This window comes from Natronocalculus amylovorans (genome assembly GCF_023638035.1).
GTDB classification, from domain to species: domain Archaea; phylum Halobacteriota; class Halobacteria; order Halobacteriales; family Haloferacaceae; genus Natronocalculus; species Natronocalculus amylovorans.
Map to the genome: position 1 here is coordinate 374,379 of NZ_JAKRVX010000001.1, position 14,609 is coordinate 388,987.

The following is a 14,609-nucleotide window of genomic DNA, read 5'->3' on the forward strand; positions in this document are numbered from 1 at the left end:
ATTAGTCGTCCGCTGGGGTTGTTCGGTTCACGCCTGGAATGCCCTCTACACCCATCGACGCGAGCTCTCGTTTGAGCGACTGTTCGTCCTCGATATTCTGACTCAGCTCCATTGCTTGTGCGAAGTTCTTCACAAGCCCACAGTTTGGTCCCTCAGGAGTCTCTGACGGACAGATACGACCCCACTGGGTCGCGTGAAGGTCCCGTGCCTCGAAGTGCGGCTGCGATCGCGACAGTGGCGATCGGAGCCGACGAAGGTGACTGAGAACACCCATGTAGTCCGTTCGATCAACCAGCTGTGACACACCGGACCGACCACCGACCCAGTTTCCGGTCGCAATTGGATGCTCAAGTCGCTCGGTCAACACGTCCGATCGAACCACCGTATTTACGGTAAGGTTCCGGTTACGCATGTTTGCACGTTCGAGCTGGTACTTCACGTCCCGGGCGAGCTTGTTGAGTGCCGTTCTGAACAGATCCTTCATTAGATCGCCAGACACTTTCAGTCGTTTGTTTGCGTAGTGATCCTTGTCGTCGGACTCACGGCGTTTGAGTGCAAGCTCGAAGCATGCTTCTGCCATTCGGCAGAGATAGAACGCTTTGTTGATCCGCACATCCTCCTCTTCAACACCATCTTCGTGAAGGTGTGGAAGGAGATATCGATCTATCACGTAGTTTGCCCGCTTGAGCTGGTAGTTTTTACCCTGCCCAGAGGCAACGCGTTTTCCGAGTTTTTCGATCGCCTCCTCTTGGGTCTGGACGTCTGCTTCCTCCAGATTCTCGAGCATGAACTTCACAATCTCCGGATCGTCGGAGACACGGTGAACAATCTCCTCGTCGGACTCGAGTCCGAGCGCACGAACGAGCGTAATGAAGTCCACACTTCCCGAAACGGACGGGAACGAAACTTCAAGCAGTCCGCTACGGTTTCGTTCACAGAGAACGAGTGCGCGGTATCCACGTCGCTGGCTGAATGTTTTTGCAACTTGGATCTCGTCGCCATACTTCGTGTCGTACTCTGCAAGGATCTTGTTTGGCGCAAGATCCTCGCTTGTCATTAGGACGCGCTCGGATCCGTTGACAATGAAGTATCCACCCGGATCGACTGGATCTTCACCGATTTCGATGAGCTCTTGATCGTTGAATCCGGTGATGTTACATTTCTCTGAGCCAACCATGATCGGCATTCGACCGACTTTGGTCTCCGTTGAGTCAACAACGGTTTCAGGCTCTTCTTCACCACCACGGATGATCGACATCTCCATGAACACTGGTGCGGCGTAGGTAATGTTCCGAAGACGAGCTTCTTGCGGGTATAGAAGCTCTTCAGACCCATCTGCCTCACGCACACGCGGTGTGAGGATACGGATGTCGCCGAGTTCGACATACACTGGCTCTTGGCCTTCTTTATCGCCGATGTCGGTGTCGATCGTTGCTTTCTCGTCAACGACTTCTTGCATACCGCGCATGAGGAAGTTGTTGAACGATCGGAAGTGGTGCTCTGCAAGACGGTCATCCGAGAAGTATTCCCGAGAGATGACGCGGCGATCGGATCGGTTCATTGAATCACCAGCCGATAGACAATCGCTTTGTCGGTCGTTCGGGAGTCCCGGATGATTTTGATGACGTCACCGGGCGCAGCCTCATCAGGAAGCGCTGGATCGGTTCGTTTGATCTTTGGGAGATCCGTCTTTTTGATGTTATACTCCTCGAGAACCTCCTCGACTTCCGAATCATCGTCGAGCAGGATGTGTTCTGGAACAAGTTCGTGTTGGCTTACGTCTACCATGGGTTCTGACTAGGGGAAGAAACTGCTGTCACGAGATACTACAGCGGTCTATACGATGCATCCATTTAACAGTTGTTAAGCGTGTCCGACGGCCGGGGCTCCGGATGGGATTTGCTTGCGTGACATCTATTGACAGGTACCGAGAGGATATATGAGTTATGAACCGGTGTGACGGTATCACAGCACACACCGGTGTCGGATGGTAAGTCTTATTTGTATAACCCGGATACGATAGAATGCAGCAAGAGCGCGCCCGAGTGGTGTAGTGGCCCATCATACGACCCTGTCACGGTCGTGACCCGGGTTCAAATCCCGGCTCGGGCGCTTTTCAATCTACCACAGATTGACTGCTGCCATGTGCTTGCCCGAGTGGTGTAGTGGCCCATCATACGACCCTGTCACGGTCGTGACCCGTGTTCAAATCCCGGCTCGGGCGTTTTTTCTTCGAACAAACAACGACTCTTAGCAGTGTGGTTACATATTAAATTCAATAGAGGGGCGTGCTGTATGAACTGCACCGATCGACTATATAGCTCACAGTATTCGTATGATAGCTGACATTATATAGCTACGATGGATAGTCGCGCGTAATGGAGATCATCGGCCATCGTGGCTGTCCGGTGTATGGACCTGAGAATACCATCACTGCATTCAAAACAGCGAGCGAGTACGTCGATATGATTGAGCTAGACGTGCAGCGCTGTCAGACGGGAGAGCTTGTTGTATTTCATGATACAGCACTGAGCCGACTGACACGGCTGGATGGAGCAGTGCCAGCGGTCCCATGGCACAAACTATCTTCAGTCACCATTGGGGACTCAACCGCAACGATTCCACGTCTCTCCGACGTTCTCTCGATACTTCCATCGGAAGTTGGGATTAATATTGAAGTGAAACACGGCGGGATGGCTGAAGAAATAGAATCACTCGTCGAGACCATCTCAAATCGGATCATCGTCTCATCATTCATTCCACACGCGCTGACGGAGTTTACGACTGACACGATCGAGTGTGGCTATTTATTCGACTCCGAATGGGAGAGCCAGATTGAAATTGCACAATCCCTTGGCTGTGACGCGGTTCATCCAGCGTATGAGCTGGTCACACCTGAACGAATCGAAAAAGCACATGCATCTGGGCTACAAGTCAATGCCTGGACGGTCCCAGATACCAAGACCGCACGTGTGCTCCAACAGTATGGTGTTGATGGAGCGATCGTTGATGATTGGACCGTGGTTGAGACGCCACACCCGATGCACGTTGAGACACAAACGATCGCATAGTCATCACGATTCGTTTGTACCGATATCCGTATCTGTGGCAGATTGTTGCGGGGTGAACTGGGCTCGAATGGAGAGTAAATACCCAACAACAACCATCCCAACAATAGCGCTGAGAACCTGGTCGGTCTCGCCATCTGCAACCGCGGTCAACGTCCAAAGCGTCCCAGCCCCGTACAACGCAAGCGTAAAAAAGAACCCAACTGGATGGTGCAGCCACAATCCCACAGCAACAAGCACCACTGCAATACCAACGAATGGGCCAAACGAACCAATAACGGATTGGCTGTGAGAAGCCAGCCCAGCAACAATCCACGTGAGTCCATACAACAACGTCACGATACTGATAATTGCAGTTCCAAGACGGCGACCCTGTGTGGCAGCCATATACCATCTTCTCCACAAGAATCAATAAAAGTACACGGAGATTTCGATCGACAAATTAGAGGACAAAGTACGCAATATACATCAAGAACGTAATAAAGAAGGTAAACGCGATAAGCAGTAAAATGATGAGTAGCAGTCCAACTGCAGGGCGTTGAAACGTTGCAATAACAATCCGCTCTTTGATCGACAGCTCTTGGAGATCGATCGACTCCGGTTCAGGCTGTTTCCCAGCAGACTCGCGTTCAGACACGCAGAATACTACGCGTTGAATACATCTAATAACACCGGTTCCGATCGGTTTTAAGTACAACTACAGATGGCTATCCCAGTCGATCCACTCTTGTTCCCATCCGTGTTTGGCAAAGTAGCCTTGGGTTGCAAACTCTGCATCTTCTCTGTGCATGCGGTTTCGTTCCGGGCCACGAGTAGACTCACCTGCGACAAGCAGCGGGCGGAACTGTGCAGTGCCAAATGTGTCCAGCTGCTCGAAATTACGTGTGAATCGATCTGCTGCGACGATCGACTGCTCTGGGTGTCCAGGATTATCTGGATAAACGATCCGGCCGTGTTCCGACAGCTGTGATAAAAGCGCTTGTGGTGGTTTGAGGACGGCAGCTTCGATAACAATTCGGTCGTATGGTGCATACTGTGGGAGTCCGTTTGCCCCATCTACACAGTCGACAAGCACACCATCGTATCCGGCACGCGAGAGATTATCTCGTGCCGCGTAGACAAGTGTTCGATCGATATCGATCGCATGGACGTTGGTTTCGCCAACAATCTCTGCAATCATTGCTGCAGTGTATCCCACACCTGAACCGACGATGAGCGTGGAGTCTCCCGCAGAAAGATCTAGTGCCTCAAGAAGTTGCACGACTGTTTGTGGCGCAAGTACACGAGTTCCCTCAAACTCGCTCGCCCGGTTATGATACGGAGTGTCAGGAACAAACTCATCTCGGGGAACCGATCGGAGGGCAGAGAGCACTGAAGCCGAAAGCGGACGCGAGAGCGTGTGCTCAAGACTGTCGATCATATCGGCCCGGAGTGTTGATCGATCCATTAGCTAGACTCCGTTATCGAGCGGTATTAACCGCACGCTCACGCCCAACAAGCGAAAACTGATCGGTTCCAGGGACTGGGTTTGTTGTTTCGTACACAAATCCAGCATCCGCAAAACAGCTCCTGAACGCAGCTTCGGTGTATACACCGCCTGTCGTTGCGAGCGTACGGAGCGTCTGGTGAGTGGGGTTCGGAGATCGATCAGCGAGCGTCTCGACGAGTACAACAAGCCCATCATCAGCAAGCACTCGACGGCATGCGCTGAGTTCCGTGGTGAGTTGGTCGACAGTACACTGTGCTGACAAGCCAATTCCGACAACAATGTCAACAGAATAAGACTGAATCCCAGACAAATCATCCGTACAGAGTGTGATGTCACTGTGAGAGAGCTGTGGCTTGACAAACTCAAGGATATCCTCCGTAGCAGTCATTGTAACCGCAACTCCACGAGCAGCAAACTCGGTCGCATATGTGCCGGATTCGCCGTGTAAGACAAGCACAGATTCCGCGGTGGGGTATTCTCGGAGTGCAGCAGTGACGGTTGCTCGAACGGTTGTCTCCGGTGTTGCCGCATGCGCACCAACACGGTTCTCCGTCCAGTACGGTGGAAACGTCGGTTCGTCTCCAGACACGAGCCGATCGGGAAGTTCCACGTACAGATCAAGGAGATCAAGTTCGTGTGACAGCGGCCCGATCGATCGCGGATCACGCTTTGCCAGGAATCCAAGCGCACGATTTGTAATCTCATACTCGCCGGCGACATCTTTGACAAATCCCATTCTCTCAAGCGACCCAATGAGCGTGTCTGCTGCAGCAGTTTCAATCCCTGTTTCAGCAGCAACAGCTTCGGCGGTGCCGGCGCTAGTTGTCAATGCATCAATCACACCACATCGGCGACAGACAGAGAGCAATAACAGCTGATCGTGAGAAAAGCCGGTTCGATCGTCAGTTGGCATGATATCGTGTTACCACGCAGACCAAGCAGTGGTCGTTTCGTCGCGTGCGTAGATTCGTTTCAGATCTTTGGCAAACACCATATCGCCCTCGTGGTCGAACTTATCGAAGTTGTATCCGGATGCATCGCCACGAACGTAGAGCCCCTCAATAGTGAACTCATCATCACCGAATGATTCTGTGTCACCAACACGGAACTCGTAGTCGCCAGGCACCTGCACGGAGATACTTCGTGTATCGTCGCGGCTGCCATCTTTTGGATGAAGTGTCACATTGACACTCACGTTGTCAACAACGCGTGTCCACACTGCTCGGACCTCATCCATCTGTGCGTGTTCGGTTCGTCGGTCCTGACCAAGTTCGATCGAAGTAACACGAACTTGGTGGATTGCTTCCTCAGTGTCGACGATGAACTCGTCACCGGTCTCGACAGTTTCGTTTGGATCCGCTTCGAGCCGTGTGCGGAACGAATCATCATCGTGCGAGACAATAACTGAGATTTCGATGTCCTGTGCGACATCGATCTGTGCTTTGTGGACATGGTGACACTCAGTGCAGCGGACTGTCGTGTGCCCGCCTGGCTTGAGTACCTCATGGACCGCTTCGTCGTATGGCGAACAGGATGGGCAGACAAGTGCGACCCGATCGCCGGCGTGAATATCGCTCATACTAAGCGCGTAGCCGGCCCGCGTGTAAAAAAGCGCGCTTGTCGTCGTTGCACTGTTGCTCGTTACGATGGCTCACGGCTGCGGCAGATCGATCGCTTCACCATCAACATAGACGGTTGGCTCGGTGAGGATTCCATCGAGGTGCAGCGGAGCGTCCGTATCGCCACCAATTCCGGCATCGTCTCCGATCGCAATATGAACCGTGCCAGCAGCCTTCTCGTCCAAGAGAACAGAGCCAACGAGTTCGGAAACACCGACATTAGTTCCAATGCCAAGTTCTGCAAGATTGTAGGCGTCCTGCCCCACCGACGCTGCTCCGTTTTCGACCTGTGCCCGTACGTCGTCATCAGAGATCGATGTTACGTAACCATCTTCAACCTCAAAGACGAGTTCCTGACCATCATCAAGAAGGCCATATGGCATCATGGTCCCATCAACAACGTATCGCCCGTTGACGTTCTCTGGGCTGACAAACACCTCGCCAGCAGGAAGGTTTGAGAACTGTCCTGGCTCATGAACCATTCCTGTGTCGGAGAACCATTCTCTACTGCCTGGCTCAAAGGTAATGTCGGTCCCTTGTGGAGAGGTCACTCGTATTTCGGTTGCGTCTTTGACCTGCGCGAGCATTGCGGCGGAGTGCTCTGCAATCGATTCATAATCCGCATCAAGACCAGTTACAAATACGTCCTCCGTAATCCCTGGAAGCGTTGCACCACGTGCACCCGCATCATTTGCAGAACCACGCGCACGAGTGTGACTCAGGCTCTTCGTCGTTGGTGCAAGAAACACATCAGCAGCGGCCATTGCTGTCGCCACGGGCTCTGCGGGCTCCTCTCCGTGTTGTTCACTTGGAGGGTACCGAATAATTGAGGCATCAGGTGTAATCTCACAAGCAACGTCATACAATGCCTCACCGATCGGCTGTCGTTTGTCATCAGTGACAATGAGACAGGACTCATCTGCGCTGAGGTTCATACACTGAGAGATTGCCGTTTGGGCTGCGAGTCGTAGCGGCGACTGGTCCGTCATACACTGCTGTTGTCAACCCCCGAAGATAGGGGTTTCTTCTCGAAGAAGCTGCCAGTGGTAAACACGAACATATACAGAAAATATGTGACAATACGTTACTCGTCGGAGAGTTAATTTCTGGTAAAAAAGCTCGAAAAGATTATATCCAGTGGTATGGGAGAAGTATATATGATACGCGTCGGCGTCAACGGCTACGGAACCATCGGGAAACGCGTGGCTGATGCGATCCGTGCCCAGCCCGACATGAAACTCACCGGTGTCGCGAAGACCCGTCCGAACTACGAAGCAGAGGCCGCAGTGCGGAAAGGCTACCCGTTGTATGCTGCGATTCCTGAACGATCGGACCAGTTCACCGATGCTGGAATTGACCTTGCGGGAGAAGTAGAAGACCTCATTATTGCAAGCGATGTCATCGTCGACGCAACACCATCAGGAGTTGGTGAAGCAAACTGCGAGTTGTACGAAACGTACGACACACCGGCAATTCTACAGGGTGGCGAAAGCGCCGACGCGGTGGATACAAGTTTTGTTGCTCGTGCGAACTATGATAAGGCGGAGGGTGCAGACATCGTTCGTGTTGTCTCCTGTAACACGACCGGTCTTTCTCGGCTGCTTGCGCCGCTTCAAGAGGAGTACGGTGTCGAGAAAGCCCGCGTGACACTCATCCGACGTGGCGGTGATCCAGGACAGGTCGATCGTGGCCCGATCAATGACATCCTTCCGGATCCGGTTACCGTTCCATCTCACCACGGACCGGATGTGAAGACGATCTACCCGGATGTAGATATTGATACAGTTGGGGTGAAAGTACCAGCAACGCTGATGCACCTTCACAGCGTGAACGTGACACTTGCGTCACAGCCAACGGTTGCGGAGGTTCGGCAGCTGCTTTCGGATGAATCGCGACTGTTTCTGGTCCCCGAAGTAGCCGGCATTGATGGCACTGGAAAGCTCAAAGAGTTTGCGATGGACACTGGCCGCCCACGCGGAGATCTGTGGGAGAACTGTATCTGGGATGAGTCGATCGCCGTTGAAGGGAACGATCTGTATCTCTTCCAATCAATCCATCAGGAAGCGGATGTGGTACCGGAGAACATTGACGCAATTCGTGCGCTCACTGGCCGAGAGACGCAAGAAGATAGCATGGCAATTACGGACGATCGGCTCGGTGTTGGGCTTGAAAGCCTCTTCGATGGGCCACGCCGCCGCGTTGTGCCACACTCTGCAGACGACTGAGTGCCTTACCCTATTTGATAATGCTTCACGGCGTCTGTGCCTGATTGTTCCGTCTCGACGATCGCAATATGGAATGCATCATCGGCAAAATCAAGCGGAATCCCACCAGGGTTGACACGAACAGTCTCCCCACATCTTTCTATGGCATGCTCATGGCTATGTCCATGAAAAACATAGTCGTATTTTCCACAGTCAACAAGTGCGTTTGTTAACACGGCGTTCGTCCCGTGATACACTGCGATCGAAACGCCATCAAACGTCCGTTCACCGCAGTGACCCATATAGGTGCCAAACTGGTCGATCGTTGACCAGAGTGCCCACTCTCCGTCGTTGTTTCCACGAACGGCATAAAAATCAAAGCTGTCAGTGTTGAACTCTTCAACAGTGAATGGAGCGATGAAATCCCCACAGTGGATAACAGCACTGACGCCCTCATTTTCAAAACGTGCTACCGCTTGTTTCGTGAGCGACAGATCGTCATGTGTATCTGAGATAATTCCAAGTTTCATAGCGATGGCTATCGATACGTGCACAAATTACATCAAGCCAATGGCAAAATAACGGACTGTTCGACTAGTTTGCAGCGTCGATGAGCAGTTCGACAGCAGGCAGTGGGTCGCCAGTGAGTGCGCGGATGTATGCACCGCCGGCGATCGACACATGCGAAAAGTCGTCCTCACTCATGCCGTAGAGTTCGATCGCACGTGAGGTGTCACCACCACCAACAACCGAGAAACAGTCCGTCTCTGCGATCGCTTCGAGGACCCCGCTTGTCCCAACGGCAAACCGCTCATCCTCGAAGACGCCAAGTGCACCTTTGACAAACACTGCTTCGGAGTCTCGAATGATCGGATCATACTGGGCAACGCTTGTCGAGCCAATGTCGAGATATGACTTGTCTTTCTCTTCGATCGCGGCCACCTCCACCTCTGCGCGCTCATCGTTTCCGTCCGCGTAGGCAAGGTCAACAGCGAGTTCGATCTGGTCACCGCGTTCTTCAAGCAATGATTCGATCGTTGCTTTGTTGTTCTCCCATTGGGTGTCGTAGAGATCGTTGTCGTCGATGTCGTAGCCAACGTTGTGTCCAGCAGCACGAAGGAACAGCTCTCCGGCAATGCCACCCATACAGAAGGTGTCGATCTTGTCCCCAATTGCGTTCATGACTCCGATGACGTCGGTTGCTTTGGTGCCACCGATAACCATCGTTACCCGGCCGTCAAACTCGCGTTCTGCTATTGCGGTGTTTGCTTCGTACTCCGACTGCATGACACGGCCAGCGTAGCTGGGAAGGACGAGCGGGAAGCCGACAAGTGACGCATGGTTTCGGTGCGCTGCAGAGTACGCATCGTTGATGTATGCGTCAAATTCAGCGGCAAGCGTCTCGACAAAGTCAGTTGCTGCTTTGACTTCCGGGTCTTCCTCCGGAAGCTCTTCTTCGACCATTCGCGTATTTTCAAGGAGGAGTACCTCGCCGTTTTCGAGCGATCGGATTGCCTCGATCGCATCCGCTCCATAGGTATCTGCAACAAACTGTACATCGCGATCGATGTGACTCGAAAGAATATCTGCGTGGCTTTTCAATGAAATGAACGAGTCGTTTCCGGGGCGACCCTGGTGAGCCATACAGACAACACGGTGCCCCGCGTCTGCAAGCTCACGGACTGTTTCTGCATGGCGATCGAATCGTCGATTATCTCGTGCGGAACCGTCCGAAACTGGAGAGTTAAGATCAAGACGGATAAGCACGCGCTGGTTGCTGTCGAGGTCGTCGAGTGTATTGAATGTGGACATAGGTGTCAGTCAATCTATTTTCGTGTGAGTGTGTGAAAAAACGGTGCGACAGTGGCGAAACTTATGCTTCGTTTGTGACGTAGTTTGCCATGTCGAGCATTCGGTTCGAGAAGCCGTACTCGTTGTCGTACCAGGTGAGGATTTTCACAAGGCCGTCACCGTCGTCGCCGACAACGTCTGTTGAGTTGAGATCGGCGTATGATGAGAATGGCAGTCCAACGATATCTGAAGAGACAACCTCATCGTCCGTATAGCCAAGCACACCCGCAAGTGGACCCGAGTCTGCAGCTGCGCGGAATGCATCGTTTACATCTTCAACAGTAACGCTCGCTTCAAGATCAACGACGAGCTCGGTGAGCGACCCGTTTGGAATTGGAACGCGAATTGCCATGCCGTCGAGCTTGCCATCAAGCTGTGGGAGAATCTCGGTTGCAGCCTGTGCCGCACCAGTCGTTGTTGGGACAATATTCTCTGCGGCAGCGCGGCCACGGCGCTGCTTTGCTTTCGGGCTGTCAATGAGGTTCTGTGAACCAGTGTATGCGTGAACCGTTGTGAGCGTTCCCGATCGGATTCCGAACTCCTCGTCCAGAACCTTCGCGACTGGCGTTACGCTGTTTGTCGTACACGACGCATTTGAAATGATCTCTTCGCCTTCGTACTCATCGTGATTTACACCGTAAACAAGCTGTTTTACAGGCGTTTCGCCTTTTGGCGGTGCGGAGATAATAACGTTGTTCGCACCCGCTTCGAGATGGGCACTTGCGTCATCCTTTGTTCGGAAGATACCGGTGCACTCAAGCGCGACGTCCACGTCAAGATCGTCCCATGGGAGCTCTGCTGGGCTCTGAATGTTAAAAAGCGGTACGGAGGTGTCACCAATTGAAAGCGTGTTGTCTTCGAGTTCAACACCATCGAGTCGACCCATAACGGTATCGTACTTTGCAAGATACCGCATATCTTCTGGGTCCATGACGTCGTTGATTCCAGCAAGCTCAACGTGAGGGTTTTCTAAAACCGCTCGGAAGATGTTTCGTCCAATGCGGCCGAAGCCGTTCAAACCGACTCGGACCACCTCATCTTCGGCTACGTCCTCGCCTGCAGCTAGGTAGGATTTACTCATATCTGAAAAAGAGTGGCCCAGATACTTAAAATCGGCCGTCACGTTCTGAATAGTTTATAATGTCGGTTTCAACGAAACTGGCTGGGACAGAAACCTTTTGATGGACAGAACCGTACAGGTTGACATGGATAGAGACGACCGCGACGATCCATTCGGTGACATTTTCGACGAGATCGAGCGGATGATGCACGGAATGGCTGGCGGCTTTGAGGACCGCTCTGGATTTGCTTCCGAAACACACGTCGATGTGTACGAAGAAGAGGGCCATATCCGACTTGTTGCAGACCTTCCGGGCATCGAGAAAGACGAACTCAACCTCCAGTGTGACGGTGAAACGCTCACAATTAGTGCCGCAAGCAATCGACGTGAATACGATGAGCGAGTCCACCTTCCGGTTCGAGTTGATGAGCACTCTGCAAAAGCAACATTCAACAACGGTGTGCTTGAAGTAACATTCGAGAAGGCAGACGATTCGGCGTCGATCGACGTCCGATAGAAACTCCTATTTTTGATTGGCAGTCCGCTCAATGAGCGACGCCAAGCGATCGTAAAAGCCGGGGTCATACTTTGTTGCCGTATCGATCGTCGGCCGAGCATTCGTTTCACCAACAACAACTCTGTCCTCCGTCACAAGCAGATCGACACCAAGATATGGGATCGAAAGGTGTTCTGCGACCTGCTCTGCGATCTGGCGATGTGACGGCGGAAGATCAACACCGCTGGCATCCGCACCACGGTGGACATTGTGTTTCCAGCGGCCATCCCTACGCTTTGATTCAGGGAGTTGTCGCTCAACAGCACCAGCATACTCGCCATCGAGAATCATAACTCTGTAGTCTTTCGCATCGGGGAGATACTCCTGGAGGAGAAAGCTCTTGTCACCGGTTGCATTGAAATCGTGAAGCAGGTTCAGATAGTCGATCACACCAAACAGCGAATCTTCATCCTCGAGTTTTGCAATCCCAATCCCTTGTGTTGTGGAGTTTGGCTTGATAACGATCGGATACGAAAGCGTGCTTTCAGCAATTGTCTCTCGAATCGCTGCTGGAGACGTCGGATTTGAGACGATGAGGGTGTCCGGGACACTGATCCCTGCCGCATTGAGGGCAGCAATGACGCCTGCTTTGTTCCGTGAGGTGAGAACAGCTGCTCGATCGTTCACCCATGGAATCTCATACTGCGCGTCAATGACGGCACCCTCAAAAATTCGGGATGGGTAGACAAATCCGACGTCGAACTGTTGGGTTGGCGGTGTTGTCAGATCAAACGTCCGTCCCTTCGCCGGGAGATGCTCGGCTGCGATATTTCGATCAGTCAGCGGCCTGCGCATTCGATCGAACGTTTCAGCGTTTGTCGTAACCGCGAGCCGAAGCATACACTCTCTGTTGGTGTAGCCAATAAAAAGAAAGCCGGTTTACCGGCCAATGGTGTCTTATGCGACGAGAAGCTCTTCACCGCGATCGACGACGATCCGGCATGGTGGAGACATCTTGTTGTATGCGCGGCGGAACGCTTCTTTGACGACAGGCGCTTGGTCAACATCACAGTATGCGGTGAAGATTGGGTCGCCTTTCGGGACACGTGCTGCAGTGCCAACGATCTTTCCGAATGATTGTCGCATTCCGTCGGAAACACGGTCTGCACCGGCACCGGTTGCCTGTTTGTTCTCACGAAGGACCTGGTGTGGGAACTTCCGAAGAATCATTTTGTACTGTCCCTCACCAAGCGTTTTGAGGAGGTGACGGTTTGCCGATAGACGCGCAGATTCAAGCGATCCGTGTCGGAGCTGAACGGCTTCTTCAACAACAAGGCTAATTTGGACAGGGTAGTCCTCTGGGTCCGCTTGTAGGTCGCCCATGTTGTGCTGTGCAATTTTTGATCCTGGAATACCGGTGATATACTCACGTCGCGTGTACGACGGTTTGTCGATCTGCCGGTACATAGAGGCCGGTTTGTCTGACATAGTTACTTGTGAAGGCAAATGCTCGTGTGTTGAATAAAGCCTTCGATGCCGCCCGGCGATTTTGTTGGGTGTGAGCGACTCACACGCCAGAATCTGCTGTTGAGTTGGAACGATCGGGATCTGTTGGGTCAAGCGCAACAAACGAACATCCCTCCGCTTCGAGCAGTGCTGCGGTTCGATCGGTGATCGAGGGTGCAACGAGGATCCCACGAACAGCTACCGCCTCGCCAACTTCCTCGCGGATTGCGGTGAGGTATCGTGCGAGCTGTCCGGCAGCACTCGGACCGACACGGCGGCGTTTCAGCTCAACAACAACTGGCGTCCCATCTCGATCGTACCCAAAGATGTCGATCGGTCCAGCCGAACTCTGTCGTTCGGTTTCAGTTGGCTCAAAACCAGGCTCAATTCGATCGGGATTCTCGAGTAGAAACTGTTTGAGGTCCTCTTCGCTTCCAAGCAGGTCAACCGATCGACCACCAGTAACACTGTACGCAGAGAGCTGACTGATCCGAGAGAAGTGAATAGCAAGGGTCTCATCCGGAGCTGTGCGTGTGCTTCGAATTCGAAGCTGTCCATTTCGGACCGCAGCATGGTGTGTGCAGCCCGGTGGCTGCCAATTAACCGGTTTTTGATTTTCGTCGGTGTGAACAAGCGCACTCCCATCCGGTTTGAGAATCACGAGTCGATCGCCCTCACCAAGTTCCGATGAAGCCCGTCCGTCGTATGTGACGGTGCAAGAGCCAAACAGCGTGATCAGATCGCCACGATCGAAGGCTGCTTCAAGTTCCCACAACGCTTCTCGGTGGGTTGGTTGGTGGCTTGTCGTTGCGGACACAGCACAGGTTTGTTCTGGAGATAAAAAACGATGTCCGTCGTCATTCAAACAGTACGTGTGCGCATGTGAAGCGTCAGGCAATCGGAACCCTCCAACCCGACCGCCGTGTTTCGAAATCCTTTTGTTCTTCATCGGCTTTCGTTCGAATGCGAGCCGCCTTAGCTCAGACTGGGAGAGCACTCGACTGAAGATCGAGCTGTCCCCGGTTCAAATCCGGGAGGCGGCATATTTCTGCGGCCGACATCACGAATGAGCGGAGCGAGTGAGCTTTCGGCCGCGAATCTGGTTCGTGAGCGTATTTGAATCAAGGAGTGCAGTGAGCGACAGCGAACGGAATGACTGAGGTTCAAATCCGGGAGGCGGCATTTTCCTGCGAACAACGTGAATAGTGGAAGTACTCGCTATGTTTGAATACTGACAGTAGAAAGGCGAGCAACAGCGATCGGTTCGGAATCACGAGCCGATCGTCATCAGTTGTTCTTCACCTTCCGAAACGCGA

General features: G+C 52.8%; 17 protein-coding genes and 3 tRNA genes. 6 read left to right on the forward strand and 14 right to left on the reverse strand.

Annotation, left to right across the window (positions count from 1 at the left end):
• Nucleotide 1: 1 nt before the first annotated feature.
• Both AArcSt2_RS01940 and AArcSt2_RS01945 read right to left on the reverse strand, forming a co-directional pair.
• On the reverse strand, nucleotides 2-1,561 hold the full coding sequence (locus AArcSt2_RS01940) for a DNA-directed RNA polymerase subunit B'' (protein ID WP_174652773.1): 1,560 nt from the start codon (nucleotides 1,559-1,561) through the stop codon (nucleotides 2-4).
• Nucleotides 1,558-1,788, reverse strand: a complete 231-nt coding sequence (locus AArcSt2_RS01945) for a DNA-directed RNA polymerase subunit H (RefSeq protein ID WP_174652772.1) — start codon at nucleotides 1,786-1,788, stop codon at nucleotides 1,558-1,560. Before AArcSt2_RS01945 ends, AArcSt2_RS01940 begins: the two co-directional genes overlap by 4 nt.
• A 251-nt stretch (nucleotides 1,789-2,039) precedes the next feature.
• Here AArcSt2_RS01945 and AArcSt2_RS01950 point away from each other — a divergent pair.
• The 3 genes from AArcSt2_RS01950 to AArcSt2_RS01960 all read left to right on the forward strand — a co-directional run bounded on the left by AArcSt2_RS01950 (nucleotide 2,040) and on the right by AArcSt2_RS01960 (nucleotide 3,071).
• A tRNA-Asp gene (locus AArcSt2_RS01950) sits at nucleotides 2,040-2,112 on the forward strand.
• A gap of 39 nt (nucleotides 2,113-2,151) precedes the next feature.
• Nucleotides 2,152-2,224, forward strand: a tRNA-Asp gene (locus AArcSt2_RS01955).
• A gap of 154 nt (nucleotides 2,225-2,378) precedes the next feature.
• Nucleotides 2,379-3,071 (forward strand): glycerophosphodiester phosphodiesterase, encoded by a 693-nt coding sequence (locus tag AArcSt2_RS01960; RefSeq protein ID WP_250582559.1) that lies wholly within the window; start codon nucleotides 2,379-2,381, stop codon nucleotides 3,069-3,071.
• Between the two features lie 3 nt (nucleotides 3,072-3,074).
• On the opposite strand, the gene AArcSt2_RS01965 is transcribed toward AArcSt2_RS01960, so the two are convergent.
• From AArcSt2_RS01965 to AArcSt2_RS01990, 6 genes are all read right to left on the reverse strand, one after another.
• Nucleotides 3,075-3,455, reverse strand: a complete 381-nt coding sequence (locus AArcSt2_RS01965; RefSeq protein WP_250582562.1) for a hypothetical protein — start codon at nucleotides 3,453-3,455, stop codon at nucleotides 3,075-3,077.
• A gap of 55 nt (nucleotides 3,456-3,510) precedes the next feature.
• On the reverse strand, nucleotides 3,511-3,705 hold the full coding sequence (locus AArcSt2_RS01970; protein WP_250582564.1) for a hypothetical protein: 195 nt from the start codon (nucleotides 3,703-3,705) through the stop codon (nucleotides 3,511-3,513).
• A gap of 60 nt (nucleotides 3,706-3,765) precedes the next feature.
• Nucleotides 3,766-4,515 carry a protein-L-isoaspartate O-methyltransferase family protein gene (locus AArcSt2_RS01975; protein ID WP_250582567.1) on the reverse strand — a complete coding sequence of 250 codons (750 nt, stop codon included), beginning with the start codon at nucleotides 4,513-4,515 and terminating at the stop codon, nucleotides 3,766-3,768.
• 13 nt (nucleotides 4,516-4,528) lie between these two features.
• The gene (locus tag AArcSt2_RS01980) at nucleotides 4,529-5,470 is read right to left on the reverse strand and encodes an SAM-dependent methyltransferase (protein ID WP_250582568.1); all 942 of its coding nucleotides are present in this window, start codon (nucleotides 5,468-5,470) and stop codon (nucleotides 4,529-4,531) included.
• A gap of 9 nt (nucleotides 5,471-5,479) precedes the next feature.
• Nucleotides 5,480-6,136, reverse strand: coding sequence for an HVO_0476 family zinc finger protein (locus AArcSt2_RS01985; RefSeq protein WP_250582570.1), 657 nt, complete (start codon nucleotides 6,134-6,136; stop codon nucleotides 5,480-5,482).
• A gap of 72 nt (nucleotides 6,137-6,208) precedes the next feature.
• Entirely contained in the window at nucleotides 6,209-7,165 is a 957-nt protein-coding gene (locus AArcSt2_RS01990) for an aminopeptidase (protein WP_250582573.1), read from the reverse strand.
• A 168-nt stretch (nucleotides 7,166-7,333) separates the two neighbouring features.
• On the opposite strand from AArcSt2_RS01990, the gene AArcSt2_RS01995 reads away from it, so the two are divergent.
• Entirely contained in the window at nucleotides 7,334-8,401 is a 1,068-nt protein-coding gene (locus tag AArcSt2_RS01995) for a type II glyceraldehyde-3-phosphate dehydrogenase (protein WP_174652764.1), read from the forward strand.
• Nucleotides 8,402-8,406: 5 nt separating this feature from the next.
• Here AArcSt2_RS01995 and AArcSt2_RS02000 read toward each other — a convergent pair whose 3' ends face one another.
• The 3 genes from AArcSt2_RS02000 to gap form a co-directional block, all read right to left on the reverse strand.
• Nucleotides 8,407-8,910, reverse strand: a complete 504-nt coding sequence (locus AArcSt2_RS02000; protein WP_250582575.1) for a metallophosphoesterase — start codon at nucleotides 8,908-8,910, stop codon at nucleotides 8,407-8,409.
• A 64-nt stretch (nucleotides 8,911-8,974) separates the two neighbouring features.
• On the reverse strand, nucleotides 8,975-10,192 hold the full coding sequence (locus tag AArcSt2_RS02005) for a phosphoglycerate kinase (RefSeq protein WP_250582577.1): 1,218 nt from the start codon (nucleotides 10,190-10,192) through the stop codon (nucleotides 8,975-8,977).
• A 61-nt stretch (nucleotides 10,193-10,253) separates the two neighbouring features.
• Nucleotides 10,254-11,312, reverse strand: coding sequence for a type I glyceraldehyde-3-phosphate dehydrogenase (gap, locus tag AArcSt2_RS02010; protein WP_250582579.1), 1,059 nt, complete (start codon nucleotides 11,310-11,312; stop codon nucleotides 10,254-10,256).
• A gap of 124 nt (nucleotides 11,313-11,436) precedes the next feature.
• Here gap and AArcSt2_RS02015 point away from each other — a divergent pair, with 124 nt between their 5' ends.
• Nucleotides 11,437-11,808 (forward strand): Hsp20/alpha crystallin family protein, encoded by a 372-nt coding sequence (locus AArcSt2_RS02015; RefSeq protein WP_250582580.1) that lies wholly within the window; start codon nucleotides 11,437-11,439, stop codon nucleotides 11,806-11,808.
• Nucleotides 11,809-11,814: 6 nt separating this feature from the next.
• On the opposite strand, the gene AArcSt2_RS02020 is transcribed toward AArcSt2_RS02015, so the two are convergent.
• The 3 genes from AArcSt2_RS02020 to nucS form a co-directional block, all read right to left on the reverse strand.
• A complete protein-coding gene (locus AArcSt2_RS02020) occupies nucleotides 11,815-12,687 on the reverse strand; it encodes an ATP-grasp domain-containing protein (RefSeq protein ID WP_250582583.1) in 873 nt (290 codons plus the stop codon).
• A gap of 57 nt (nucleotides 12,688-12,744) precedes the next feature.
• Nucleotides 12,745-13,275 carry a 50S ribosomal protein L16 gene (locus AArcSt2_RS02025; protein WP_174652758.1) on the reverse strand — a complete coding sequence of 177 codons (531 nt, stop codon included), beginning with the start codon at nucleotides 13,273-13,275 and terminating at the stop codon, nucleotides 12,745-12,747.
• Between the two features lie 79 nt (nucleotides 13,276-13,354).
• Nucleotides 13,355-14,110, reverse strand: a complete 756-nt coding sequence (nucS, locus tag AArcSt2_RS02030; protein ID WP_250582585.1) for an endonuclease NucS — start codon at nucleotides 14,108-14,110, stop codon at nucleotides 13,355-13,357.
• Between the two features lie 152 nt (nucleotides 14,111-14,262).
• On the opposite strand from nucS, the gene AArcSt2_RS02035 reads away from it, so the two are divergent.
• Nucleotides 14,263-14,336 (forward strand) — tRNA-Phe (locus tag AArcSt2_RS02035).
• The last annotated feature ends 273 nt before the right edge of the window (nucleotides 14,337-14,609 follow it).

Coding starts and splice junctions, on each gene's coding strand:
- AArcSt2_RS01990 (WP_250582573.1), bottom strand. CDS start 7,165: ATGACGGACCAGTCGCCGCTACGACTCGCAGCCCAAACGGCAATCTCT.
- AArcSt2_RS01980 (WP_250582568.1), bottom strand. CDS start 5,470: ATGCCAACTGACGATCGAACCGGCTTTTCTCACGATCAGCTGTTATTG.
- AArcSt2_RS01965 (WP_250582562.1), bottom strand. CDS start 3,455: ATGGCTGCCACACAGGGTCGCCGTCTTGGAACTGCAATTATCAGTATC.
- AArcSt2_RS01940 (WP_174652773.1), bottom strand. CDS start 1,561: ATGAACCGATCCGATCGCCGCGTCATCTCTCGGGAATACTTCTCGGAT.
- AArcSt2_RS02025 (WP_174652758.1), bottom strand. CDS start 13,275: ATGTCAGACAAACCGGCCTCTATGTACCGGCAGATCGACAAACCGTCG.
- AArcSt2_RS02005 (WP_250582577.1), bottom strand. CDS start 10,192: ATGTCCACATTCAATACACTCGACGACCTCGACAGCAACCAGCGCGTG.
- AArcSt2_RS02015 (WP_250582580.1), top strand. CDS start 11,437: ATGGATAGAGACGACCGCGACGATCCATTCGGTGACATTTTCGACGAG.
- AArcSt2_RS01975 (WP_250582567.1), bottom strand. CDS start 4,515: ATGGATCGATCAACACTCCGGGCCGATATGATCGACAGTCTTGAGCAC.
- AArcSt2_RS01960 (WP_250582559.1), top strand. CDS start 2,379: ATGGAGATCATCGGCCATCGTGGCTGTCCGGTGTATGGACCTGAGAAT.
- AArcSt2_RS01985 (WP_250582570.1), bottom strand. CDS start 6,136: ATGAGCGATATTCACGCCGGCGATCGGGTCGCACTTGTCTGCCCATCC.
- gap (WP_250582579.1), bottom strand. CDS start 11,312: ATGAGTAAATCCTACCTAGCTGCAGGCGAGGACGTAGCCGAAGATGAG.
- AArcSt2_RS01995 (WP_174652764.1), top strand. CDS start 7,334: ATGATACGCGTCGGCGTCAACGGCTACGGAACCATCGGGAAACGCGTG.
- AArcSt2_RS02020 (WP_250582583.1), bottom strand. CDS start 12,687: ATGCTTCGGCTCGCGGTTACGACAAACGCTGAAACGTTCGATCGAATG.
- AArcSt2_RS02000 (WP_250582575.1), bottom strand. CDS start 8,910: ATGAAACTTGGAATTATCTCAGATACACATGACGATCTGTCGCTCACG.
- AArcSt2_RS01945 (WP_174652772.1), bottom strand. CDS start 1,788: ATGGTAGACGTAAGCCAACACGAACTTGTTCCAGAACACATCCTGCTC.